The 23,467-nt window shown below is 57.0% G+C and carries 23 protein-coding genes; 15 read left to right on the forward strand and 8 right to left on the reverse strand.

The features are described 5' to 3' along the window. Positions 1-73: 73 nt before the first annotated feature. The 4 genes from GEOB_RS06575 (at position 74) to GEOB_RS06590 (ending at position 7,306) form a co-directional block, all read left to right on the forward strand. Positions 74-4,642, forward strand: a complete 4,569-nt coding sequence (locus GEOB_RS06575) for a glutamate synthase-related protein (RefSeq protein WP_012646407.1) — start codon at positions 74-76, stop codon at positions 4,640-4,642. A gap of 214 nt (positions 4,643-4,856) precedes the next feature. Continuing rightward, complete coding sequence (locus tag GEOB_RS06580; RefSeq protein ID WP_041267083.1) at positions 4,857-5,675, forward strand: lipoate--protein ligase family protein; 819 nt, start codon at positions 4,857-4,859, stop codon at positions 5,673-5,675. Positions 5,676-5,780: 105 nt separating this feature from the next. Next, the gene (gene lipA / locus GEOB_RS06585; protein ID WP_012646409.1) at positions 5,781-6,665 is read left to right on the forward strand and encodes a lipoyl synthase; all 885 of its coding nucleotides are present in this window, start codon (positions 5,781-5,783) and stop codon (positions 6,663-6,665) included. A gap of 53 nt (positions 6,666-6,718) precedes the next feature. After that, positions 6,719-7,306 carry a M23 family metallopeptidase gene (locus GEOB_RS06590; RefSeq protein ID WP_041267084.1) on the forward strand — a complete coding sequence of 196 codons (588 nt, stop codon included), beginning with the start codon at positions 6,719-6,721 and terminating at the stop codon, positions 7,304-7,306. On the opposite strand, the gene GEOB_RS06595 is transcribed toward GEOB_RS06590, so the two are convergent. The 5 genes from GEOB_RS06595 to GEOB_RS06615 form a co-directional block, all read right to left on the reverse strand. Beyond that, a complete protein-coding gene (locus tag GEOB_RS06595; protein ID WP_012646411.1) occupies positions 7,281-7,697 on the reverse strand; it encodes a DUF309 domain-containing protein in 417 nt (138 codons plus the stop codon). The two genes, GEOB_RS06590 and GEOB_RS06595, sit on opposite strands and share 26 nt — an antisense overlap. Beyond that, positions 7,694-8,074, reverse strand: coding sequence for a hypothetical protein (locus GEOB_RS06600; protein WP_012646412.1), 381 nt, complete (start codon positions 8,072-8,074; stop codon positions 7,694-7,696). The genes GEOB_RS06595 and GEOB_RS06600 overlap by 4 nt, the downstream gene beginning before the upstream one ends. Before the next feature lie 137 nt (positions 8,075-8,211). Continuing rightward, positions 8,212-9,132 (reverse strand): alpha/beta fold hydrolase, encoded by a 921-nt coding sequence (locus GEOB_RS06605; protein WP_012646413.1) that lies wholly within the window; start codon positions 9,130-9,132, stop codon positions 8,212-8,214. 64 nt (positions 9,133-9,196) lie between these two features. Continuing rightward, positions 9,197-9,979 carry an RNA polymerase sigma factor gene (locus GEOB_RS06610; RefSeq protein WP_012646414.1) on the reverse strand — a complete coding sequence of 261 codons (783 nt, stop codon included), beginning with the start codon at positions 9,977-9,979 and terminating at the stop codon, positions 9,197-9,199. A gap of 17 nt (positions 9,980-9,996) precedes the next feature. After that, positions 9,997-10,347: a hypothetical protein gene (locus GEOB_RS06615; RefSeq protein ID WP_012646415.1), complete on the reverse strand. Its 351-nt coding sequence runs from the start codon at positions 10,345-10,347 to the stop codon at positions 9,997-9,999. A gap of 366 nt (positions 10,348-10,713) precedes the next feature. Between GEOB_RS06615 and GEOB_RS06620 the strand changes: the two genes are divergently transcribed. From GEOB_RS06620 to GEOB_RS06640, 5 genes are all read left to right on the forward strand, one after another. Beyond that, positions 10,714-11,445 carry a DUF72 domain-containing protein gene (locus GEOB_RS06620; RefSeq protein WP_012646416.1) on the forward strand — a complete coding sequence of 244 codons (732 nt, stop codon included), beginning with the start codon at positions 10,714-10,716 and terminating at the stop codon, positions 11,443-11,445. A 119-nt stretch (positions 11,446-11,564) separates the two neighbouring features. Beyond that, positions 11,565-12,623: a hypothetical protein gene (locus GEOB_RS06625; RefSeq protein WP_012646417.1), complete on the forward strand. Its 1,059-nt coding sequence runs from the start codon at positions 11,565-11,567 to the stop codon at positions 12,621-12,623. A gap of 3 nt (positions 12,624-12,626) precedes the next feature. Then, entirely contained in the window at positions 12,627-13,805 is a 1,179-nt protein-coding gene (locus GEOB_RS06630; RefSeq protein WP_012646418.1) for a vWA domain-containing protein, read from the forward strand. Positions 13,806-13,954: 149 nt separating this feature from the next. Beyond that, the gene (locus tag GEOB_RS06635) at positions 13,955-14,356 is read left to right on the forward strand and encodes a hypothetical protein (protein WP_012646419.1); all 402 of its coding nucleotides are present in this window, start codon (positions 13,955-13,957) and stop codon (positions 14,354-14,356) included. Between the two features lie 61 nt (positions 14,357-14,417). Next, a complete protein-coding gene (locus GEOB_RS06640; protein ID WP_012646420.1) occupies positions 14,418-14,603 on the forward strand; it encodes a putative signal transducing protein in 186 nt (61 codons plus the stop codon). A gap of 149 nt (positions 14,604-14,752) precedes the next feature. Here GEOB_RS06640 and mobB read toward each other — a convergent pair whose 3' ends face one another. From mobB to GEOB_RS06655, 3 genes are read right to left on the reverse strand one after another with little or no spacing between them, the layout of a single operon-like run. Beyond that, a complete protein-coding gene (gene mobB, locus GEOB_RS06645) occupies positions 14,753-15,265 on the reverse strand; it encodes a molybdopterin-guanine dinucleotide biosynthesis protein B (protein WP_012646421.1) in 513 nt (170 codons plus the stop codon). Between the two features lie 11 nt (positions 15,266-15,276). Then, positions 15,277-15,873 (reverse strand): molybdenum cofactor guanylyltransferase, encoded by a 597-nt coding sequence (gene mobA, locus GEOB_RS06650; RefSeq protein WP_012646422.1) that lies wholly within the window; start codon positions 15,871-15,873, stop codon positions 15,277-15,279. Positions 15,874-15,889: 16 nt separating this feature from the next. Beyond that, entirely contained in the window at positions 15,890-16,828 is a 939-nt protein-coding gene (locus GEOB_RS06655) for a LysR family transcriptional regulator (RefSeq protein ID WP_012646423.1), read from the reverse strand. A gap of 185 nt (positions 16,829-17,013) precedes the next feature. Here GEOB_RS06655 and GEOB_RS06660 point away from each other — a divergent pair, with 185 nt between their 5' ends. The 6 genes from GEOB_RS06660 to extKL all read left to right on the forward strand — a co-directional run bounded on the left by GEOB_RS06660 (position 17,014) and on the right by extKL (position 23,440). Then, positions 17,014-18,438 (forward strand): rhodanese-like domain-containing protein, encoded by a 1,425-nt coding sequence (locus GEOB_RS06660; RefSeq protein WP_012646424.1) that lies wholly within the window; start codon positions 17,014-17,016, stop codon positions 18,436-18,438. Positions 18,439-18,661: 223 nt separating this feature from the next. Then, positions 18,662-19,990 (forward strand): selenite/tellurite reduction operon rhodanese-like protein ExtH, encoded by a 1,329-nt coding sequence (gene extH / locus GEOB_RS06665; RefSeq protein WP_012646425.1) that lies wholly within the window; start codon positions 18,662-18,664, stop codon positions 19,988-19,990. Between the two features lie 66 nt (positions 19,991-20,056). Next, on the forward strand, positions 20,057-21,262 hold the full coding sequence (gene extI, locus GEOB_RS06670) for a selenite/tellurite reduction operon porin ExtI (protein ID WP_012646426.1): 1,206 nt from the start codon (positions 20,057-20,059) through the stop codon (positions 21,260-21,262). A 75-nt stretch (positions 21,263-21,337) separates the two neighbouring features. Continuing rightward, positions 21,338-21,649 carry a hypothetical protein gene (locus GEOB_RS06675; protein WP_012646427.1) on the forward strand — a complete coding sequence of 104 codons (312 nt, stop codon included), beginning with the start codon at positions 21,338-21,340 and terminating at the stop codon, positions 21,647-21,649. Between the two features lie 50 nt (positions 21,650-21,699). After that, positions 21,700-22,032: a selenite/tellurite reduction operon protein ExtJ gene (gene extJ / locus GEOB_RS06680; RefSeq protein ID WP_012646428.1), complete on the forward strand. Its 333-nt coding sequence runs from the start codon at positions 21,700-21,702 to the stop codon at positions 22,030-22,032. A 55-nt stretch (positions 22,033-22,087) separates the two neighbouring features. Then, positions 22,088-23,440, forward strand: a complete 1,353-nt coding sequence (gene extKL, locus GEOB_RS06685; protein WP_268741660.1) for a multiheme c-type cytochrome (seleno)protein ExtKL — start codon at positions 22,088-22,090, stop codon at positions 23,438-23,440. Positions 23,441-23,467: the final 27 nt, after the last annotated feature.

Raw genomic sequence — 23,467 nt, forward strand, 5'->3', positions numbered from 1 at the left:
ATATCCGTCTGCCCCGGAGTTGCCGTTTTTGCCTGCGTCTGCTATAACTTAACACCATCCATGGCTGGGCATCATGCGAAGCTTTGGTACCAATATCGACAATGGGGTTGCCATGAAAAGTCATGATCTGGATCCGTCGGGGCTGGTTCCTGCAGAACGGGATGCCTGTGCCATAATCGGCTATATCAACAAAGGCGCACAGCCAACCCACGGCAACCTGCAGCGCACCATCGGTGCACTGGTCAAGATGGGGCACCGGGCAGGAGAAATCGACGGCGAGGGAGACGGCTGCGGCGTCCTCACCGATATTCCCCGGATATTATGGCAGGAGATCCTGTCGGAGAACGGCCTTGATCCGGCACTGGCGGAATCGCCGGCCTTTGCCGTAGGTCATCTGTTGATTCCTAAAGATGAACTGCAGATCGACCCGGCTCTCAGTGAAAAAGTGGTCCGGCGTATGGAGGATGCCGGTCTCAAGGTTCTCGTGGAGCGTCCCGGCGTGGTGCGGAGCATGGTGCTTTCAACCAGTGCCCGGCTGGGGGAACCCTTCTTCTGGCAGATTGCACTTCTTTGCCGGGAAACGGCCAAGGTGCCTGAGATCCTTTTCAATCTCCAGGTGGCCTTGGAAGAGGAATTTCCCGTACATGTCGCCTCTCTTTCCACCCATGTTGCCGCATACAAGGTGCACGGGGCACCGGAACTGCTGCCCCGCTATTATCCGGAACTCAAACGGCGCGATTTCCTTTCCAGCATCACCATCGGCCACAGCCGCTATTCCACCAATACACTTCCTACAGTGCTCCGTGCCCAGCCCTTTTCCCTGCTCGGTCACAACGGCGAAATCAACACCATCGCCCGCCTCCGGGAAGAAGCGCGAATGCTGGGCATCGTCCTGCCTGCCGGCGGCAGCGATTCCCAAGACCTCAACCGTACCCTGGAGGGGCTGATGTTCCGCTTTGGACTGTCCCTCTTCGAGGCCATGGAAATGGTCTTTCCCCCCATTTTCAGCGAAATGGAGAGGATGCCAGCCGAGCTTTCATCCATGTATTCCTGGTTCCGGCGATTCCTCACTGCCTCCGCCCAAGGCCCCGCAGCAATCATTGCCCGGCACGGCAGCCAGTGTGTTTTCAGTGTCGATGCCATGGGGCTGCGTCCGCTCTGGTTCGGCGAAACGGAGAAGGAGCTTTTTATTTCCTCGGAGCTGGGAGTGGTGCCCCACGAGGAGATCATGTCCGACCCTAAACCCCTGGCTCCGGGGGAAAAGGTTGGCCTTGAGGTGATGCCCGGCAAGGGTGTGCGGGTGCTCTTCCATCCCGAACTGCGGCGGCACATCCATGAGCGATTCCGCAAAAGGACCAATCTTTCTGCCCACAGCAGGTCATGTGTCAGGGGTGGTGCCCTGCCGGAACCTAGTGGTGCCGGGGATAAGAGGTGGAGCCGAAACCCGAGGCTGGTGCTGGAAAACCTCATGTCGGCGCTGGCCTGGAAAAGCAGCGATGTGCAGAATTTGCGGGAGATGGCACGGTCAGGCAACGATCCCATTGCTTCCCTCGGCTATGATGGGCCCCTGGCGGCCCTCTCCCTGTCACGGCAGAACCTGTCCGACTATTTCAAGGAACAGGTGGCGGTTGTTACCAACCCGGCCATCGACCGGGAGCGGGAGTCCGAGCATTTTTCCATTCGCGTTTACCTGGGGGCAAGACCACGTTTCAAGGGACCGGCGCAGCAGGGAATAGAGCTTACCGTTCCCCTTCTCACCGGGGGAAGGCGTAGCGGGGTGGCGGCATCGGACGCTGCTGTCGCACGGCACTTCGGCACCTGCACATTGGAATCTCTACTGGGGGTGTTCGGGGGGCGGGGAAACCGCCTGCTCTCCTGCGTCATGCAGCAGAACGAGTCGATCCAGCAGGCCCTGAACCGGTTGAAAAGCGAGGCCATAGCTGCTGCCGGCAACGGCACCCGCCTGTTGGTGCTGGATGACAGTGCCGCCTTCGGCCCCGGCAGGAGTTTTCTCGATCCATATCTTGTGGTGGCCGTGCTGCACAAGGCGCTCAAGGAGGAAACGGCCGCAGGGGGCGAATCCCTGCGCCGCGGCGTGTCGCTGGTGGTCCGGTCCGGTGCCCTGCGTAACCTCCACGACTTGATTTTCGCCCTCGGCATGGGGGCCGACGCCCTTTGCCCGTACCTGCTCTGGGAACAGGCCGATGCCGAGGAGCTGGGGCTTAAGAACCTTCTTTCGGTCCTGGGCAAGGGGCTGGAGAAGGTCATCTCCACCATGGGAACCCACGAAATAGGCGGCTACGGCAAATATTTTGCCTCGATCGGCCTCTGCCATCACCTGGCCGAGATTTTCGAGACTCCCAACTTTTGCGGCTCAGGCCATGGGGGCCTGACGCTTGTGCGACTAGAGGAGGAAAACCGCAGCCGGACAGCTGTAGCGCGAAGCCGGGAAAAGCAGCCGGTCCCTGTCCAGTTTCGCCTCTATCCCCGGATCTGGAAGATGGTCGGCGCCGTGGCCAAGATGGATGAGACCTATGCCGACCTTTCGCGCCTGATCCGCCAACTGGAGGGGGAAAATCCCCTGGCCATCCGCCATCTCATCGACTTCCGCTTTCAGGAAGAGCTGAGCGTCGACCCCGACGAAGTTGATACCACCGTCGGCTGCCACGACTTGCCGATCCTCTTTTCCGCCATGAGCTTCGGTTCCCAGGGGGAGACCCCATTTCGCATCTATGCCGAAGCGGCACGCCGCCTCAACATCGTCTGCATGAACGGTGAGGGGGGCGAAATCGCAGACATGCTGGGGCGCTACCGGGAAAACCGCGGCCAGCAGATCGCCTCCGGACGGTTTGGCGTCAATATGGATTTTCTCAATTCCGCCGATTTTCTGGAGATCAAGGTGGGGCAGGGGGCCAAGCCGGGCGAGGGGGGGCACCTGCCGGGATTCAAGGTGACGGCAAAGATCGCCGCCGCGCGCAATGCCACACCTGGGGTGAGCCTCATCTCCCCCTCCAACAACCACGATATATATTCCATCGAGGATCTGGCCCAGATCGTCGAGGAACTGCGGACTGCCAACCCGCGGGCTCGCATCTCCGTCAAGGTGCCGGCGGTGGCCGGTATTGCCACCATCGCCCTCGGCATCGCCAAAGCCGGTGCCGACATCATCACCATCAGCGGTTATGACGGCGGTACCGGCGCTGCCCGCCGCCATGCCATCAAGTTCGTCGGCTTGCCGGCAGATATCGGCGTCAGCGAGGCACACAGGGCACTGGTGGAAGCAGGCATGCGGCACAAGGTGGAGATCTGGGCCGACGGCGGAGCACGCACCGGCCGGGATGTGTTGAAACTGATGCTGCTGGGGGCCAACCGGGTCGGCTTCGGCACCATGGCTATGGTCATCATCGGCTGTACCACTTGCCGTGGCTGCCATCTTGGCACCTGTCATGTTGGCATCGCCTCCCAGATCGAGACCACGGCAGAGGCCGAGGCCAAAGGGCTGAAACGTTTCGTCCCACGGGTGCTGGAAAACGGGGTCATCTACGAGACCACCTTTTTCCGCGGCATGGCCAGGGAGATCCGCATCCTTACCGCAAAACTGGGCGCCAGGAAGACCCAGGACCTGGTGGGGCGGGCAGACCTGCTTTTCCAGGAGCGGGGGCTGGAAAACCTGGATCTGTCCGATCTGCTGACCCCGGCAAAGCTTCCTGCCGCGACGGAGGTGGAGGACAATGTACGCATCATCCGCAAGCCCCTCAACTACCTGACCTCCCTTATCTCCAATCTGGTCCATAATGCCTTCCTCAGCGGTGAGACCCGGGTCCGGTACGACGACACCGATGCTTCCAGCTCTGATCGGGCCATCGGCACCCATCTGGCCGGAGCCATGGTCCGCGATATTCAACAGAGTCGGCTGTCCGGCCAGGAGCAGGCGCTGCTCCATTTCCAGCGCGACTCCATTCCCGGCAATGGTCTGGGTGCTTTCAACATTCCCCGCCTCACCATGCGCGTGGAAGGGGGAGCACAGGATGGGGTCGGCAAGTCGGCCCGTGGCGGAAAGATCGTCATCCTCAAGGGGGAAAACCGCAATGGGGTCCGAGTCGGCGGCTCAGTGGGTAAGGGGTTGGCCTATGGAGCCCAAGGGGGCACTTTCATCATTCAGGGCGATGCCGACAGCCGGGCCTGTATCCGCCTCTCTGGCGCCGATGTGGTCCTTGGCGGAAGGATCCGCACGCCACTGGATGATGCAGCCGGCAATTCCGCCGGCAGGGCCAATCTGAAGGGCTTTGCTTTCGAGTACATGACTGCCGGCAGGGTTGTCGTCCTGGGCGATCCGGGTCCCTGGATCTGCTCCGGCATGACCGGCGGCATCGTTTACTGCCATCTCGATCCGGAAACGGGCATGACCAGGGATGCCCTTCGCCGCCGTATTGCCGCCGGAGCAGGGGTGGAAATCCGCGACCTGGAAGAGGATGACATTGCCAATGTGGAGGAACTGCTGCTCCAGTACCATCGGGAACTGATCCGCTCCCAGCAGGAAGTGGAGGCGGACTGGGTGGAGGGTGTCGTTGCTTCCTGCCGCAGCCGCTTCGTCAAAATCATTCCGGAGAAGGTTACCGTTACGCCGCGCAGCACTGAGTAATGCTTTTTGTTGCCGGATAGCATGGCACCAACCCCGCCTGTCCTCTTTAGGCCCTGTGGGTCCCCTTACCTAAGGGGAGGGACGCGCAGATGTGACTATGGTGGAACTACCACCGGCACTTCCCTAACACGTCCCCCCTCTTAAACATATAAGAGGGGGACGGGGGAGTTATGAATTGATTGATCTTATGCTAAAGGGAGGAACCCACCCGGTAATGACTATCGTTGGAGAATCCTGGCGCTTTATTGACACTGGCCCATTGGACGGCCCGGCCAACATGGCCGTTGACGAGGCGCTGCTGGAGCATTTCCACCCGGAGACCTCGCAACCGGTGCTGCGCCTCTACGGCTGGCATCCGCCGGCTTTTTCCCTGGGCCGCTATCAGCAGGCTGCAGAGGTGCTCGATCTTGAGCTCTGTGCCGAGCGGGGGGTACCGGTGGTGCGTCGCATCACCGGCGGGGGCCTCATTTACCATGCCGAGGAGCTCACCTACAGCATCGTCTGCGCACCGAAACATATTGCCGAAGCCGGCACCGTCAAGGAATCCTTTGCCCGGCTCTGCGGCTTCCTCATTCGCACCTATGGGAGGCTTGGGCTTAAGGCCGGATTTGCCGTGGATAACACCCCGGCCGGTACCAGGCTCGGCGGAAGGACCGCTTTCTGCTTTGCCGGCAAAGAGGAATACGATGTCGTAGTTGCCGGTCGCAAGTTGGGAGGCAACGCCCAGCGACGGACCAAAAGGCTGATCTTCCAGCACGGTTCCATGCCACTGCGACCGGCCCTATCGTCGGCGATCCCATTCCTGCGGGAGAAGATGTCCGCCCTGGACAAAAGCACCGCCAGTCTGGCCGAACTTGGCGTGGCAGTGGACGAGGAGGCTCTGAAGCAGACGGTGGCAGAGTGTTTTGCCGAAACCATGGGCGTCATCCTGCAAACGGACGCCTTGACGGCCGGGGAACTGGAGACTGGGCGCCAGCTGGAAGAGAAGAAATATGGCAGTTTCTCCTGGAATGCCCACGGAATCACTGGGTGAGCGAAATCACCGGAAGTTCCCTCTACCCTTGATTTATCGTTCCTGGCCCATTAAAGTGTCAGTGTGTTGTCGCCTGTTTTTCTACGGAAAGAAACCGGAATAATTATGAAAATCACCCGTCGCCCCGAATGGCTGCAGAAAAAGGTCTCCCCCGCTGCCCATGCCGACATGGAACGTCTGCTGGGGGGGCTGCAACTGCATACCGTCTGCCAGGAGGCCCACTGCCCCAATATTTCGGAATGCTTCCGCCAGCGCCAGGCGACCTTTCTTATCCTGGGCAAGCTCTGTACTCGTCTCTGTTCCTTCTGCAATGTGACAAAGCAGACACCTCTGGCAGTGGACCAGGCCGAGCCGGAGCGGGTCGCTGCGGCGGTGGAGCTGTTGAAGCTGACCCACGTGGTTGTCACCAGTCCCACCAGGGATGACCTTGCCGACGGTGGGGCCGCTCTCTATGCCGCAACGGTGGCGGCAATCCGTAATGCTTCGCCCCAGACGAAGATCGAGCTCCTTGTTCCGGATTTTGCCGGCAATCAGGAAAGCATAGCCGCAGTCGTCTCGGCCTGTCCCCATATTCTCGGGCACAACCTGGAGACGGTGCCGCGACTTTATTCAATCCGCTCCGGTGCCGATTATCGGCGTTCGCTGCTGATGCTGGAAATGATTCGTCGGCTTAACCCGGCAATGAAGACCAAGACCGGCCTCATGCTCGGCCTGGGGGAGACGGAGGAGGAGCTTTTCCAGGCTCTCCGGGACCTGCGCCGGGTGGACTGTTCATACTTGAGTCTTGGCCAGTACCTGGCGCCGAGCCGCAGCCACTATCCGGTACAGGATTACCCGTCGCCGGAAACCTTCGACCGCTATCGGGAGCAGGCCCTGTCCATGGGGTTCGAACACGTGGAGAGCGGGCCTTACGTGCGCAGTTCCTACCATGCCGAGCATTACGGGACTGGCACGGGGCATGCAAAACTTTCCCCTGCCCCTGCCGATTGATTTGGGGAAATCAGCTGAATAAGGGTTTTAGGACAAAGATGGACAGAACAGGTATGAAAAAAATTCCTATTTCAGTGAAAATTTTGCTCTTTTTGGCCGTGGTCATCCTTGGCCAAGCGCCGGCATCATCCTTTGCCGCAGCAAGAAAGTCGCCGGTCGACGGCGGGTTCATCACTTCCGGCGTCGGTTACCGCCCGGACCCGTTCGGCAGCGGCCGCATGGTCTATCACAACGGCTATGACATCGCCGTGCCCCTCGGTACCCCGGTCTATCCCACCCAGGCGGGCACCGTCTATTTTGCCGGCTCATACAAGGGCTATGGCAACCTGGTGGCGGTGGACCACCAAAACGGCTATGTAACCTTTTATGGCCACAATTCAGAGGTAAAGGTAACGGTGGGGCAGAAGGTGGATACGACCACGGTGATTGCCCTGGCCGGGAGCACCGGCAGGTCCACCGGCCCCCACGTCCATTATGAGGTGAGGCAGTTGCCGGAATATGGAAAGCAGCGGCGAGAGCAGCTGGAAGCGGGCTTAAAGCAGGTATTGCAAGATAAGATAGATGGTTGGGTTGAGGACTATGTTGCCGGCAAGGGGGGACCCGAACCGGAGAAGATCATGCCTGAGGATAGCGGGGAGTAAGTTGAAGCCGGATCAAGGGGATCAGTGACCGATCCAGCTTACCCATGCGATCAGGGCCGAGCAGTTTCATTTCAGTGCGCAAGCGTTCGCATTTTGCAATCATTTCTGTCACATCTACCCCCCGGCAGACAGGCTCCACATGCCGCAACAGTTTAACGGCCTGCCCCAGCAGAAATACTGCCCCTGCATAATTTTCTTCCTGCCAGTGGTGCAGCGCCACAGCCACCTGTAGAATTCCTTGGTACAGATCACGCGCCGATCCACTTTCCCCTGCCCACAGCTCTTCCAGTGTCTCATGGCAGATAAACCATTCGCCGCGATTGAACTGATCGACGGCGAGGATGAATTCCTCCGGAGGCTGTGCCCGGTCATCCTTTCGGAGGCCTATCATGACCGCAGCAGCTCCTCTTTCAGCCGCTCATCGATCATGCTGTCCTCGATGGCTTCCCGGGCCCAGCTGTCCCGGCTCTGGGCAATAACCCGCGCCGCCCCCTCGCTTACCGCCGGGATCGGGCTCCACAAGGCATTGCGGATAATCCTCAGCTCATGATCTTCGGCTTTCCTGCCCTCGGCCATCCCCCGGCAGTTGCCGCAAAGCAGGGCCACAGTCTCCTCTGTCGGCTCCCGATTATTCCCATTCTCCCATGGCCGCAGGTCTTCCTTTCCTTCGCACCATTCGCAGACGAATTTGGCCCGCTTCGCCAAGGCTTTGCCCATGCCGGCGATTATTTCCTGCCGTTCCCTGTTCGACTGATAACCCTTAGCCATGATGTCTCCTTTTTCTCCCCTCTCCCTCAGGGAGAGGGGAGATCAGCCTTCCACTTTCGAATTATTAGCCGCCTGACTCAAGTTTACCATCATGCCACTTAAAGCTATGGTGCTCTGCCCGTGGCTTGTCAGTCAGCTCAGGCCTGCTGTCTGTTCAAAAAAGCAAGGATCAGGCGGTTTACAACATCCGGTTGCTCCTGATGCACGAAATGGCCGGCTGACGGGATAATATGTTTTTCAAAATGCTTGATAAAAGCGCTTTCCATCCCCGTGGTAGTTTCCTCGCCAATGCAGCCATCATCAGCACCATGCAGGTGCATTGCCGGAACCGGGATGGGATCGCCCAGACGTTTCCGGATGTCTGCCAGTTCCGGCCGCTGGAGCGCAGGATTGAACTGGGAACGATAATAGCCCAAGGCAGCCTTCAGCACGGCAGGCTGTCGGAATGCCGCCTTTATTTCATCCATGATCGCTTGCGGGCATTGCCAACCCGGAGACCAATCCTGCCATAACTGCTCGATGAACGTGCAATCGTCCTGAGCCACCGCCATTTCAGCGAACGGTAGCTGGAAAAAATACATGTACCAGGAGCGCCGCTGCTGAACCGGGTTGATCAAGAGCGCCCGACTGAAATTACCTGCTGTGGGAACCGACATGCTGACGATCCGGGCAACTTTCGCAGGTGCCATGATCGCCGCACCACGCACCACCGAGGTGCCCCAATCATGGCCAATGAGCGTTACCGGCTGATCCGTCAGCCGGTCTATCAGCGCCAGCAAATCCTGAATGAGAATGGCGACCTCGAAAGGACCGTTGGATTCGGGCTCTGATTCGGAGTAGCCCCGCAGGCAAGGGGCGACTACCCGGTAACCATTTGCCGCCAGCACCGGGATCTGGTGGCGGAAGGAGATTGGCAGGTCGGGAAAGCCGTGAACGGCTATGACTAACGGCCCATCACCAGCTCCGAGGGCGTGGACGTAACGGCCATTTGCCTGTAGGGTGAGCCTGCTGAGGTTAAAGAAATTTTCCAGTTCCCGTTTTGTACCTTCTGTTGTCATGTTTGCTGCCTCCTCTGATGGTTTGTCTATTAGACGCTACCGGAAGCAAAAGGTTACAAACAAATCAGGAAAAAATGGCCCATTCCTTATTTCTTATCCCGTCCCTGATTCTATTCACATAAGAGGCGTCGGCAGTTTCCCGGCACAGGCAATGGTAGACAGTGCGCAGAGCCTTCAGCTGGCTGATTTCCTCCCTGACCTGCATGGTGTCGGGAGGAGGTGAGGCGTCTGCTGTCCGGGGTTTGAACCATCCCTGGGACAGGCCGAAGCGAACCCATTGGTTGCACGAGCAGCTGCCGGACTTGTTAATCAGCTGACATCGGTCATCCATGTAACCAAACCATCGTTCCTTTGCCCGATGCAGGGCTGTTTTTACCGAACCCACCGAACATTCCAGGATTTCAGCCACCAGCTTGTGGGGTAGGCCCAAGGTGATCGCCAGGCAAAAAACCTTGCGCTGCTCCAGGGGCAGACATTCGGTCAAGCTGTGCAGGCACTTGATCCGCACCTGATTGGCCAGCAGTTCGGTTTCAGGATTGTTGGCGGGATTGGGGTCGAGGATATCTTCGAGCACATAACCGAAATCCTCGGTAAGTGCATGAACAGGGAACTTGGTTCGCTGCCTCAGGTAATCATTGGCAACATTCAGGGCAATGCGGTAGATCCAGGTAGAAAATGCGCATCCGTCGCGAAACTCGCCGTAGGAACGGAATGCCCTGAGAAAAGCCTCCTGGGTCACTTCTTCAGCGTCGTGGCTATTCCCGGTGAGCCCCAAGGCCAGTTTGTACAACATATCCCTGTTGTCGCGGTACAACTGGTCGAAAAGCTCAGCCAGATCATCTGACATGGGGACTAGCTCCTCCATTATTTACAGCTGCAGTCGAAGTCCCATGTGCATGAGGAATAAGTCTTTATGCACTTTCCATTTTGGTCGTAGGCGATGCATTCAGGCGTGCAGCACATGCATCCCTGCAATTTCAGATTCGTTCCCCCAGTCTGCTTCATCTGAATACCGTTGGCAAATCTGGCGACCTCACGTCCGTTCTGGTCTACGATGGCGTTTCCGTCATCAGAGATGCGCAGTTCCTTTTTTTCAACTTGAATCAGCTGCTTTGCAGCCTCGGGTTCTGCAGCATTGGCCAATGTGGTCCCCAGGTTAAGAAGCAAAAAGGTTGCAGTCGTTACCGTGGTGATTTGCAGAATTTTGTTGAGCATGTCTTTCTCCTTTTTTGATGTGGGTAGCAGAGTCGATCTGGTAATGCATCAGTTCAACGGAATTTTTTTACATGTGGCAATGTGTCTATGGATGAACCTGACATCAAGTGCTAATTTTGTGCAGCATTGTACCTGCAAAAGCCTTAAGAAAAAATAAAAATTAAGAGGAAGAAATGGATATGGGCAAATCTTTTGTCATCTGCGTGGTTTTTATTTGAGTCTGCTCGGATCAAGTGCATTCGCAGTAACAGATACTATGGCTGCCGTCTGATCCTGTCTTTCAGCTGGTTGTATTGGGCGTCATTGGGGAAAAGGATGTTAGACTTGTGGTAGGAGAATCAAACGGGCGGGTAGAGAGGAGGAGCAATGGCCAAGGTACAGATCGGCTGCAGCGGCTTCAATTACAACCACTGGCGCGGCACCTTCTATCCAGAGAAGCTGCCGCAACGGCTCTGGTTCGCCCATTATTTCTCCGTCTTTTCCACCGTGGAGCTGAACGTCACCTTTTATCGGCTGCCCCAGCTCTCGGTTTTCCAGCACTGGCGGGAACAAACGCCGGAAAATTTCCAGTTCGTCATTAAGGGGAGCCGCTTCATTACCCATATCAAAAAACTGAAAGAGGTTGAGGAGCCCCTGCAGCGTTTTTTTGACGCGGCATCAGGGCTGGGTGACAAGCTGCGGGTTGTGCTCTGGCAGCTGGCGCCCTCCTTTTTCCTGGATCTGGAACGACTTAGCCGATTCCTTGAGCTGCTGGACCGTTACCCGGTGCGCAATGCCTTCGAGTTCCGCAATGAAAGCTGGTTCTGTGAACAGGGTGTGGAGTTGTGCCGCGGGCACAATGCCGCCATCTGTCTGGCCGACTGGCCCCAATACCTCTATGAATGGGCTCCGACCGCCGACTTTATCTATCTGCGCCGCCACGGCCACGGGGGAGATTACGCCGCCTGCTACAGCGAGGAGGAACTGAGCCGGGATGCGGAACGTATCCGCTCCTATCTGAAAGACGGGCGGGATGTGTATATTTACTACAACAACGATGCCCTTGGTTTTGCCCCCCAAAATGCCCTGCGGCTCGCAGAATTGCTGCAACTTCGATAGGTTATTGTCTCTGTCCCCTGTTGTGCCGGCCAATTTCCAATGGAAAATCCTGCCAGTTTGTGTCTAAATGGAATGCGTGTTTGAAACAAAAGCAAGGATAACAAAGGAACAATCAGGTCATGAACGTTGAGCAGATGAAAACGGTTCTCAAGGAAATCCTCACCAAGACCGATCTCACTCCCTGTGTGGTCGGCCATCGCGGCGTCGGCAAGACCGCCGGCGTTATCCAGCTGTGCCGGGAGCTGGGGCGCAGCTACGTGCCACTTCGCCTGGGGCAGATGGAGGTTGGGGACCTGGTGGGGATTCCCTACCGGGAGGGGACGGTGATGCACTGGTCCCGGCCATCATGGTGGCCGGAGGACGAGGGAGCGGAGACGGTCATCCATTGCGACGAGCTGAACCGGGCCCAGCAGGAGGACACCCTGCAGGCCATCTTCCAGTTCGTCGAACCGCCTGCGGAGGGGCAGCAACGCGCCCTGCATACCCATAAACTGGGACTGCGCCACAAGGTGGTGGTGACCATCAATCCCCCCGACGGCACTTACCAGGTGGCGACCCTGGACCGGGCGCTCATCGACCGCATGGTCATGCTTTATGTGGAGAGCGATTACCAGTGCTGGGCCCGCTATGCCGCGGCTCGGGAACTGGACGGCAGTGTTCGCGGTTTTCTTGCCGGCAATCCCGCCTTCCTGGCCCGTCAGGGAAGCCCGCTGGATATGGATGTGGAGCCCACGGAACGTGGCTGGGAAATGGTCAGCGCCCTGCGCCGGCGTTGTCGTCTCCCTCGTGAACTGGAGATGGAGGTCTATGCCGGGATCATTGGCAAGGAGGCAGCCGTTTCCTTCTTACGCTGGTGTGTCGATCAGGCATGGCGGCCGGTACCGGCAACGGAGGTGCTCGATAACTGGCCGGCAGTGGTAGATGCCATCCGCAAGCAGCGGGACGATGCCCAGGCGGCGACCATGAACGAGCTCTTGGGCCTGCTCCAGGTATCACCCTCCCTGACGCTTCCCCAGGAAGAAAATCTCGTCGCCTATCTGGAATGCCTCCCCCGCGACATGCGCTTTGCTACCATAAAATCTCTGCTCAAGATCCCCCCTGTGGCTCTGGTCATCAGCCAGGACAAGTACGATACGGTGGTGCTGGACGCCATCCGTGCCATGAGCGCGGAAGCATAGACGGTGACCGATCGGGTCCTGGAAAATGCCATCATTCGCCTGCTGAAGCAGTATCCGTTCTATGGGCAGTTCCTCCTCAATTTCCGCCGGGAAAACATGGCCTGCAATGAGCCGCTGGGGGTGACCATCCGTTCGGGTCTGCCGGTCCTGACGGTGGACGGCGGGAGATTTGCCGCACTGCCGCCCATGGAGCAGGAGGGGCTGTTGCGGCATGCGGTCATGCATGTCCTCCATCTGCACATGTTGCGGCGCAAGGGGCGCAACAGCCATGACTGGGACATGGCCTGCGATCTGGCGGTCAATCCGGGGATCGAAGGTCTGCCGCCGGAGGCAGCCATGCCGGCGAGCTATGGGCAGCCTGATGGTCTTGCCGCCGAAGAATACTATGCCCGGCTCACCTCCCCCTTTGATATGGGGAATCTGGCGGGCGGCGGCATCGGTAATGCCGCACAGGATACGGGGGGACATGCGGGGGCGGATGCGAGGAAGGACTCGGCCTTTCACAGGGGAGCTACCATCGACAGTCATGACTCCTGGCATGAAGCGGACAGCACGCCTTTGAAATTGGGGGAGGAAGTGGTGCAGGGGATGGTCAAAGAGGCGCTGAGGGCTACCGACGGGGCGGTGCCGCCGGAATTGCGCCAGGTTGTCGAAGGATACCTGACACCTGCTCCCATTCCCTGGAAACAGGTGCTGCGGCAATTCCTTGCCACCGCCGGGCGGACTGGCCGGCAGACGACCTGGAGCCGCGAGCATCGCCGCTTCGAACACACGACGCCGGGAATCAGGAAGCATCGCAAGCTCAACCTGCTCGTGGGGGTGGATGTGAGCGATTCCACTAATGCGCCCGTGTTGCGGGAAGCCTTCGCCTGGGAGCTGCAGCAGATAGCCCGCGGTCGGGAAACAACCCTCACTGTGGTCTATGCCAACAGCCGCATCCAGAAGATCGAGCACTTGAGCGGCAGAGGAGTGGTGCAGAGCTACCACGGCGGCGGCTTCACCGATCTGCGGCCCCTCTTCGATCATGCCCGCACCATGCAGCCGCGGCCGACGGCGGTCATCTACCTTACGGATGGATTCGGCGAAGCGCCCGATACCATGGTGATCCCGACCCTGTGGGTTTTAACCAGGGAGGGGGATAGGCCGGTGCCGTGGGGAGTGGAACTGCGGCTGGATGTTTAGCCGGTTGTTGAAAAACAGCCATCTCGCCGCCGTCCTCGAAATTCTCCTTGTGCGGCGTAGCGCTGCTACGCCTCCGCGGTCCCCTTAAGCTAAGGGGACCCACAGGGCCTAAAGAGGACAGGAGGGGTTATGAAAGGAAAGGATAAACCATGGAAGAATATCAACCAATGTCCGCAGAATCGGTGGAAACTCTGCTGAGGGAAGCAGGTGCAGAGACCATGATCAGGGCCGGCCGCTCGGAAAGCTATGGTGCCCCGCGGGACTTTTCATTCGAGGTGAAGGGGGTCTTCGGCAATGGCATGGGACTGCACGTGGTTGCCCGCCAGTTCAATTATCGTGACCCATGGGAAGCGGAAGGGCGAGTCAACGACATGGTGGATGTGTCCCTGTTGCGGGACGGAAGCTATTCCCCTCTGCCCAAGGGGTACCCCTTTTTCCAGGAGACCGATCTGGAGGAGGGGGTGGACGAGGAACGGTTGCGGGAGATCATCCTTGCGGTGCGGGACCTGAACCCGAAGATCTATCTGCTGCAGGAACTGACCGGCGGCTGACTCTCTATGGGAATATGCCGCCGTGGTGATACACTAAAAGAAAAATCCGAGGTGTGCCGCCATGGTGAAATTTTACGATCCGAAAAACGAGGAAGAACTGGCGCGGGTGGAAAAGGTGCTGAAGGCGGAAGGGATAGAATATTTTCTGTCCCGGGAACCGGAGAAGGGGTTGTCACTCCAGGTGCAGGTGGCCGAGGAGGATCTGCCCAGGGCCAATGAGCTGATCAAGGAGCTCAGGAAAGATTGAAGACGGAATCTTTGCTCCCTCTCCCTGATGGGGAGGGCTGGGGAGAGGGAGAGATCTGCTGCTTCGAAGGAGTCCAATCCACCCTCCCCATCGCCCCCTCCCATCAAGGGATGGGATAACATCCAGACCCATCCTTCACCCTTTTCCCATCATTTTGTATCCCTGATAAACCGCTCCACGAGAAAATCGGCCACGGCAACGTAATCATTCAGATCCAGCACCGGCACGTCCAGAGTCAAAGGCTGATCGCTGGCAACGGCCACCAGGGTCGGGTCGTTGTTCTCCCCCCGGCAGATGAGGGTCTCGCTCCGCTCTTTCCTGTTCAGCTCGATCTTCGGCATCCCACCCATCTTATATCCTTCGGTGATAACAATATCTGCGTCGGCAAAATAGGTTGCTACCAGTTCTTCCACGGTGGGGGCTGTCTCGTGCTGCTTGACCATGGCCAGTTTCTGGGGGGAGCAGATGAGCATGGTGTCTGCGCCGGCGGCAGTTAGCCGGTAGCTGTCCTTTCCCGGATGATCGATGTCGAAGCGGTGGGCATCGTGTTTGATCACCCCTACTTTGTAGCCGCGACGTTTCAGCTCGGCAATGACCTTTTCCAGCAGGGTAGTCTTGCCGGTACCCGATTTTGCCACGAAAGAAACCGCTCTTTTTTCCATATGGACCTCGCTTACTGTTTTATCTGTAACTGTTGCACGTCTTCCGGGGTGTTGAGGTTGCAGAAACATCGATCTGCTCCTGCTATGGAGGCCAGCTCCGCCGGGGTTACGGTGCGGGTGGTGATTCGGGGAAAGAGGTCGAGTATGCAGGGATTACCATCTTCCAGTTGCAGGCGCATTGCCTCCAGACAACCCTTGCCATAGACGGCGAACAGCGGCTGGAGCGCATTGCCGCTCTCGGCAATTACCGCATCGAACCCATGGCGCAGGGAGAGGAGATGGTCCATGACCATGCCTGAAGGGTAGGGGATATCGCAGGCCGAGACGAAGATGTAAGGGGTCTCGGCAAAGGAAAGGCCGGTGTAGAGCCCTCCCAGGGCGTAACCGGGGTAGATATCCTGGTGATGGCGGACGTTGTACCCGGCAAAACGTTCCGCTTCCCCACCGATGACGAGGACAGCGGCGAATTTGCAGGCAAAGAGCCTGATGATCCGTTCCACAATGGGGAGCCCGTCGATGGGGATGAACGCTTTGTCCCGCCCCATGCGGCGGCTTTTCCCGCCGGCAAGAACGACGCCGGTCACTGAGTGATGAAAGGTGTTTTCCACAATGGCAGCCTGCGATCTATGAGACAGTGAGATGATCCGTGGCAAGTGATTCGGGTGGGTCGACATCCAGTGCCCGATAAATACCGAGGATGAAGTCGAGCAGGATGGGATCGATCTTGTGCTGCTCGTTCAACACCAGGTTGCGGGCCCTGGCTGATGCGAAACCGGTGGCGTGGTGGGCCACCAGAGAGCCCTCTTCCAGATATTTAGCCACCATGCTCCGGGAGATGAAGGTTATTCCTTGCCCAGCCACGACCTCGTTGATGATGAACGGAATGTCGTCGAAAAAGACCGTATTAGCAAAGTCGCTGCTGTTTTTCCCCAAGCCCAGCATGCTTTTGTCCAGAAATCGCCTGGCGCAGCATCCGGCCTTCTTGCAGTAAAGACGTTCCCCGAGCAGCAATTCGATATCGATAGAGGGAGTGGATAGTCCCAGTTTTGGTGAACTGACGAAGATCATCTCATCCTCTGGCAAGGAATATGCCTTGAATGCTCCCAGATTCAGATCCTCACAGTATTCGATCAGCGCCAGGTCGAATATCCCCTCCTTAAGTCCCTGCAGGGCAGTTTCGGGCATCTCGAAGACGAATTTCAGGTCGCTGGTTTCGGAATGGTTGGCCATGAAATCTTTGAGAATTCCCGGCAAATAGCTCGTGCCAAAGGGGAACGTGCAGCAAAAGCTGATCTTGCGACGTCCCTTTTGCGCCTGAAACTCCTCCAGTATCTCCCGTTCTATGTTCAGCACCTGTTGAGCTTTTTCCAGAAGGATCAATCCGGCCGGCGTCGGTTTCAGGACCGGTCCCGACCGTTCCAGCAGCAGTTGGCCGTAGTGCTCCTCCAAAGCCTGAATCCTTCTGGATACAGCCGATTGGGTGACGCACAGGTTCAAGGCGGCTTTGGAAAAACTGCCCACCTTGGCCAGGACAAGAAGTGTTTTGAGGTAGGTAAAATCCACGGTTTTTGCCTGTAGAATGCGGTGTATGCGCAAAGCGCATGGAGCCGATGAGAATGTTTCGTTTGAATATATTGCAGATATTCCGGTAGATTACAAGTCTAAAGTTGCTTGTTCACTGGACGAAGACAACGCCCGCCTTTCTTTGGCGAAAAGATTTAAATTGTACAAATAGAAATGGAGGTTGTATGTGGGGGCGTATTGATAAAAAGAGGTTCGTTGCTCTGGCTGCCTTGCTTGGCATAGGGGGGGCGGCAATGCCATCGGCAGCAGTTGTTTCAGCGGAAATCCCTGCTTCACCGGCAAGGCCGGTCATGGGCAAGATCTGCATGAATTGCCATAAGCCCGAAGGGAATAATGTCATTCGAGGCTATCTGGATGGTGTCTCGTTCAAGGCGAAAATGCTTCAGGTGAAGTTGGATGATCGGGTAGAGATCTTCAATTTCGACAAGAACACTATTCAGGTGGTCAATGAGCAGCGCAAAACCGGCTCTGGGGAGCTGCTCCAGAACAATCTGATCAGAAAAGGACATGAGATCAGGGTAGAATTCAGTCAAACTAATGGCGCAAAGACTGCCGTAAAATTGACTGCCAAGCCACCGGTGGAACTGCCCGCGGAGATGCTCATTTCGACATCTGAGCTTGAGAAACTGGTCAAGCTCGGGCCGGAAAAGGGGGGCTATTTTCTCTATGACTCCCGGCCTGCCCAGCGTTTCCAGGAGGGGGCAATACCCGGCGCCGTGAATCTGCCGTTCCCCGCCTTTGACAAAATAGCGGAAAAACTGCTGCCTGCGGATAAAAAGGCCCTGCTCATCTTTTATTGCTCCGGTCCCGCTTGCAACATGAGCCCCGGCTCGGCGGCAAAGGCTAAAAAGCTGGGCTACGGCAACATCAAGGTTTACAAGGACGGCATGCCGGCGTGGTCGGAGAAGCATTACGCCGTTCTGACTCCACAGTCGCTGAAGGAGGCCTGGTTGGACAAGGATATGAGCCACGTGCTGCTGGATGTGCGTTCAACCGGCACCAACAGGTTCATCGATGGGGCGATCAGCTTTCCGGCCGGCCAGGCGAAGCGTCTGGTAAAGGGGCTTGATCTGAAACCGAAGAAAGCGCCGATCATCCTCTATGATGCCGGTAAGGACAGGGAGGCGGTAACCGTTGCCAGGGCGCTGGTCAAGGCCGGTTACAGCAACGTGAAAGTGTTGGCCGGCGGCTTCAAAGGCTGGGAGTCTGCGGGTTTTCCCACTGAAACCGGAAAACGGTCAGCCAAGATCGCCTATGTACCGAAGCTGAAGCCGGGCGAGGTGGCCCTGGACCTATTCAAGCAGTATGCGGCGGTTTTGCCTGACGGCTTTGCCATTGTCGATGTGAGGCTTCCGGCGGAAGTTAGTGCCGGCAAACTGAAAAACGCCATTGCCGTTCCTCTTATGGAACTTCGTGATCGCCAGGCGGAACTGCCCAGGGACAAGACGATCATCCTCCATTGCAATACCGGGACCCAGGCGGAAATAGCCTATAACATGCTGAAAGACCAGGGGTACATGAACGTCAGATATTTCAACGGTAAGGTGACCTTCGAGAAAGGCGGGAGCTATTCCATTACCAAGGATTGAGGTAGTTAAAGCTAAGGATGTCCCTTGTGGACTGGCTATGCGTATAAAGCATGGGGTAATGAAAATTAATCATTGTAATAAAATTAATGGTTTCCGATACAGGTAGGGTCGACTGGCGTTTGAATTGCAACGTTGAAGTTGTAGAAGCCATCAAAGATGTAAAGGAGGGTGATGTTTTTTTTGATGACAGGAAAGCTAAATTGATTTCACAAAAGGAGGTTGTATGTCGGAAAAGGTGATGAACAAGAGCAGATTGATGCTGGTTTCGCTGTTGAGCGTTTTTGCAATAGCAGCACTTGCCATCTGGGGCTGCGGGACGAGCGGATACGAAAATCCGTCCACCGATGCGGTGACGACGAAAACCGCTACCGCCCTGATTCAGGCTTCCGATCTGAAGCAGTGGATTGACGCCGGGCTGGTGAATAAGGCGGGAGGGTATGACCGGGTGGTCGTCCTGGAAGTAAGTACGGAAACTAATTACAACGGAGCCCACATAGCCGGTGCCCAGTACGTCAACCTTACTAACGACCTGATGGAAAATCGCTACGAAGGGCCAATGCTGGCTGGACAGATGGTGCTCTCCGGTACCAAGATGGACGCCCTGATCCAGAAACTGGGCATTGACGCCAACACAACCATCGTCTTTACTTCCTCAGAGGCGGAAGTCGGCTCACCCTGGAATTTGACCCGTGGCTACGCCACATTCCGTTATTGGGGTTTTCCTAAAAACCGGCTGAAGGTGCTGGATGGCGGCAACAAAGCCTGGAAGGCTGCAGGCTATGCCATGACCACCGCTATTCCGACAATCACCAAATCCACCTACGTTGCGACCCCCAACAACATCAACCGGGTACGTACTGACCTGCGGGCCTCATTGCCTGAGATGATAGCTGCTGCCACTGCCGGCACTGCAACCAATGACTTTATCGATGGCCGCGCTACTTCCCCGACCGTTCCGGGGCCGACAACCGACCTGATCGACGGAACCAAATATGTTGTCTTCGAAGGTCTGATCAAGGGGGGCCGGGCATACAGTTATAACAACCTGCTCGACGCTACTACAAAACAATTCAAATCCATTGCCGACATCAGAACAGGCCTGAACATCCCTGCTACAGCCAAATCGGTCTACGCCCTCTGCCGGGCCGGCAATATCGCCTCGGCGCTTTTCTTCGCCATTGACGGCTACGCCTATTACAACGAGGTCGAAACCGGCGCTTTGAAAGCTGTATGGTACGACGGTTCTTGGGGACAGTGGGGCCTCATGTCGTCGAGCACGGCCAATGGGGGCAAGCTCGTCGCCGGTTCAGTGTGGGATACAAGTGCCTTGACAGATTCTCTTACCTACAATGTGGGCAGAACTCTTCCTGTTTCCGGAACACCCACCCTACTGACAACAACCCACATAATCAACTACGGCAGCCGTCTCAACAATCCCGAACCGTCTCTAGCCGATGGCAATCAGCTTGAAGCAGCCGATGCAGCCTATCACAGTCCTGTCACGACCAGTACCGGTGGTGGGGCCGCAGGCGGAAGTGGCGGCGGCTGCTGATCGGGCGGCACGGCTTGACACCTCCTGCACAGGCAGGGGTACACCTGATAAAAAAGGAGTGCATGCATGATAAAGATTACCAAGGCAGGAAAAATATCGACAGTGGCTGCCGGATTGCTTCTTGTTGCCGGCACCGCCTTTGCCGGGCCGCGGATGACTTTCGGCCCCAACGAGGAAGGCGCTCTCCAGATCGATTACAAAGGACAATTCCAGATGACGGTCCGGGATACCGGATCGGGTGAGAACAACGACGATACCACCACCAACTTCAACTTCCGGCGCAACCGGCTGGCACTGATGGGCAAATACGGCGACATGCTGAGCCTCTATGTCCAGACCGAATTCACCGAGGACCAGAACATAACGACCCTCGGTGTCGCCAATGCCAATCAGGGAACCGAATTTCAGCTCCTTGACGCGGTGATGCGCTTCAAACTCCATGACAGTTTCCGGCTGAATGCCGGTAAATTCAAGTACAACCTCTCCCGAGAGAACCTGGAAGCTTGCGAAATGCCACTGACTCTAGACCGGTCGCTCTTTATTCGTACCGCCTATACCACCACCCGTGACACCGGTGTAGCCGTGTGGGGGAACCTGTTCGACGACATTTTCCAGTACCGCATTGATGCCATGGAGGGGCGTAAGGCCGTGTCCGGCGAGACCTCGCCCAGTTCCAACTTCCGCTACTCCTTCCGCGGCCACGTATCCCTGCTCGATCCCGAGAATGATTACGGCTACAAGGGTACCTATCTTGGGAAAAAGAAGGTCCTGACCGTCGGCGGAGCCTATCAGTTCGAACCGGAGATCGCCTATGGCGATACGGTAGCCAGGACCGACAAGAAGGATTACCAGGCCTGGACTGTTGACGGCTTCTTCGAGTATCCCCTCGAAGGACTCGGCACCGTCACCGCATCGGCTGCCTATGAAGATGTGGATCTGGATGACGCCTATAAAGGCGCCAGCCCCGACGCAGGGGTCATCGGTATCAATGGGCAGAAGAACGGTTGGTACGCCAAGGCCGGTTACATGCTCCCCAACCTGCCGCTGCAGTTCTTCGGCCGGTATGAGAAGTGGCGGTTCGCCAGCCTCAACAACATCTTCGATCAGAAAGTCGACTGGTACGGTGGTGGCGCCAATTACTACTTCCGTGGCCAGAACCTGAAGCTGACCATGGAATTGTCCCGCACCGACTTTAACAACGAAGGGACCGTTAATGGACTGACGAGCAAAGACTTCACCAGCTTCGTCACCCAGCTGCAGTTGATCTTCTGATAATTCCGGACAAGGCGGCGGTCTCCGGACCGCCGCTTTAGATTCGCTTCCTCGGGAAGCATGGAAAGGAAAGCGATGAAAATGAAAATCCGGGCACTATTTTTTGCCTGCACGACTCTGGCAGGAGGTGGCGCCTACGCCGACCAGATGGTCATAGAATACCGGTCCGGCAATGTGCAGGCACTGCGCCTGGACGAACCGAGCAGCACGATCGTGGGCATCAGCTATCAGGAAGACAACTCATCGGCAGCCGAGCCCGTGTCATCCAGCCCTGCAAGGGCCGGCACCGATACAGCCGGGGATACTGCGGCACCAGGACAAGAAGGTACATCCCAATCAAAAAACAAGACGCAAGTTCGCATTGAATGGGCACAGCCCCTGGAATGAGGATTCCGGCATTGGGTTGTGCAACTACTAACTCTAAAGGAGATTTTGTAATGAAAAGAATGATTACGAAACTGGCCACCATCTTCGTTTTGGCCGCCTTTGCGACGGCCGCCTTTGCGACGGCCGCCTTTGCTGCCGGATCCGTTACCGGAAAAGTAACCGCCATCGACGGGGAAAAGGTATCGGTGACGGTAGAAAAAGAACTCCCCGCCTGGCTGAAGAAGGGTGACTCTGTTCAGGCCATGGGTGGGTCTCCCACCGTTGTCGACGTCAAGGGAAACGTGGTCGTACTGAAATTCGGCAAGGCCAAGGCAGCAAAGATCAAGGCCGACAGCAAAATGACCATCAGTGAATCGGCCGGCGACGAGCTCCAGGGATGCTGAAACCGGCAGAAAAAGCTTTGCACCCAGCATATGATCTATTTATGGGGAGAATATGATGAATCAATGCTTAATTGGCACCCTGGTCCTTCTTTCGGCTGCTGCCCTTCTGGCCGGCCCGGCATCTGCCGGCGGCAAGGCGGGAATCGGCTTGCAGGAGACCATTGCTGCAAAATCGGGCAAGGCGAAAACCCTTGCCGAACTGGCAAAGATGTACGATTCCAGCTCCTGCATCGAATGCCACCAGGATAAACATGACGAAGCGCAGAAATCCATACATTCGCGCTCCATTTATGGAACGGGAAGAACGGCGTCGACCATAATGTCCGCCATCGAGAATGGCCTTATGGAACAGCCCTATTCTGGGGTCAAGAGCCCGAAGGATGTCAAGGTGGAACACCTGATGGGGTGTGCCAAGTGTCACCTGCCGCAGCTGTCCGATGCCGAGGACTCGGTGGCCCAGGAGCTCGTCAGCACCCTCTACAGCTGGAAGGATGCCCTGAAGAAGAAGGACAAGGCAGTGGCCAAGCGCGAGGAAGACAAACTCAAGAGCGTCAACATCAACTGTCTGGTCTGCCACAATCGCAATGCCATCACCCACAAGTGGCAGGACGGCTATCCCAAGGCGGGAGTGGTCTACGGATCGAAGGACGGTGATCATCCTTCAGACAAGTTCCCCAAGATGGCAATCAGCCCCATCATGAGCGAATCGATCCAGTGCGGTCAATGCCATGGTATGGGTCCGAATATGGAGCTCGATGAGCCGACCCAATGCTGTACCTCCTACGGTAGTTATCTCTGGTCCTACAAATCGGAAGGTGGCCAGGAGAGCTGCCAGGAATGCCACATGAAGAAGAGCAAGCTCGGCCACAACATCCAGTCCTACCGTGATCCGGCCATGGCCAAGGCAGCGGTGGATTTCAAGATGGAATCCTACGGCTATCACTGGCGCGACGGCGCCGAAATAAAGCCTAAGGCGGTGGTCAAGGTAGAAATGACCAACCGGGCCGGACACTCCATCCCCGATGGCTGACCGACCCCCAACCGACTGGTTCTGTCGGTCATAGCAAAAACGAAGGATGGCAAGGAAGTTTTCAACCAGGAAAAGATTTACATGCCGGTTCCGCAGCAGTTGGGCCGGGGTGACCGGATGGGGCGCGGCCCCTACGAGAAGAGCGGCATCATTGAGGATACCGGCTTACCGCCGGGAAAAACGGTCCATGAAAGATTCGACATCATGTTCCCCCTTGAGGAGATGGAGGTTGACGGCAAATTTGTCAACAAACCGACCTCCTACGATCTGGATGTGACCGTTCAGCTCTGGTATCTCCCCTTCGGCACGAAGAAAACCGATCCATTCCTCTGGCACGAAGCGAGCAAGACAATCAGCATCAGCAAGAGCGGCAAATAGCAACAATCGTTGTACCTCCTTCCTCGT

This window comes from Geotalea daltonii FRC-32, assembly GCF_000022265.1.
GTDB lineage: Bacteria > Desulfobacterota > Desulfuromonadia > Geobacterales > Geobacteraceae > Geotalea > Geotalea daltonii.

Bases quoted from the DNA above. Each gene is read 5' to 3' on its own strand.
- GEOB_RS06575 (WP_012646407.1), top strand. From the start codon at position 74: ATGCGAAGCTTTGGTACCAATATCGACAATGGGGTTGCCATGAAAAGT.
- GEOB_RS06580 (WP_041267083.1), top strand. From the start codon at position 4,857: ATGACTATCGTTGGAGAATCCTGGCGCTTTATTGACACTGGCCCATTG.
- lipA (WP_012646409.1), top strand. From the start codon at position 5,781: ATGAAAATCACCCGTCGCCCCGAATGGCTGCAGAAAAAGGTCTCCCCC.
- GEOB_RS06590 (WP_041267084.1), top strand. From the start codon at position 6,719: ATGAAAAAAATTCCTATTTCAGTGAAAATTTTGCTCTTTTTGGCCGTG.
- GEOB_RS06595 (WP_012646411.1), bottom strand. From the start codon at position 7,697: ATGATAGGCCTCCGAAAGGATGACCGGGCACAGCCTCCGGAGGAATTC.
- GEOB_RS06600 (WP_012646412.1), bottom strand. From the start codon at position 8,074: ATGGCTAAGGGTTATCAGTCGAACAGGGAACGGCAGGAAATAATCGCC.
- GEOB_RS06605 (WP_012646413.1), bottom strand. From the start codon at position 9,132: ATGACAACAGAAGGTACAAAACGGGAACTGGAAAATTTCTTTAACCTC.
- GEOB_RS06610 (WP_012646414.1), bottom strand. From the start codon at position 9,979: ATGTCAGATGATCTGGCTGAGCTTTTCGACCAGTTGTACCGCGACAAC.
- GEOB_RS06615 (WP_012646415.1), bottom strand. From the start codon at position 10,347: ATGCTCAACAAAATTCTGCAAATCACCACGGTAACGACTGCAACCTTT.
- GEOB_RS06620 (WP_012646416.1), top strand. From the start codon at position 10,714: ATGGCCAAGGTACAGATCGGCTGCAGCGGCTTCAATTACAACCACTGG.
- GEOB_RS06625 (WP_012646417.1), top strand. From the start codon at position 11,565: ATGAACGTTGAGCAGATGAAAACGGTTCTCAAGGAAATCCTCACCAAG.
- GEOB_RS06635 (WP_012646419.1), top strand. From the start codon at position 13,955: ATGGAAGAATATCAACCAATGTCCGCAGAATCGGTGGAAACTCTGCTG.
- GEOB_RS06640 (WP_012646420.1), top strand. From the start codon at position 14,418: ATGGTGAAATTTTACGATCCGAAAAACGAGGAAGAACTGGCGCGGGTG.
- mobB (WP_012646421.1), bottom strand. From the start codon at position 15,265: ATGGAAAAAAGAGCGGTTTCTTTCGTGGCAAAATCGGGTACCGGCAAG.
- GEOB_RS06660 (WP_012646424.1), top strand. From the start codon at position 17,014: ATGTGGGGGCGTATTGATAAAAAGAGGTTCGTTGCTCTGGCTGCCTTG.
- extH (WP_012646425.1), top strand. From the start codon at position 18,662: ATGTCGGAAAAGGTGATGAACAAGAGCAGATTGATGCTGGTTTCGCTG.
- extI (WP_012646426.1), top strand. From the start codon at position 20,057: ATGATAAAGATTACCAAGGCAGGAAAAATATCGACAGTGGCTGCCGGA.
- GEOB_RS06675 (WP_012646427.1), top strand. From the start codon at position 21,338: ATGAAAATGAAAATCCGGGCACTATTTTTTGCCTGCACGACTCTGGCA.
- extJ (WP_012646428.1), top strand. From the start codon at position 21,700: ATGAAAAGAATGATTACGAAACTGGCCACCATCTTCGTTTTGGCCGCC.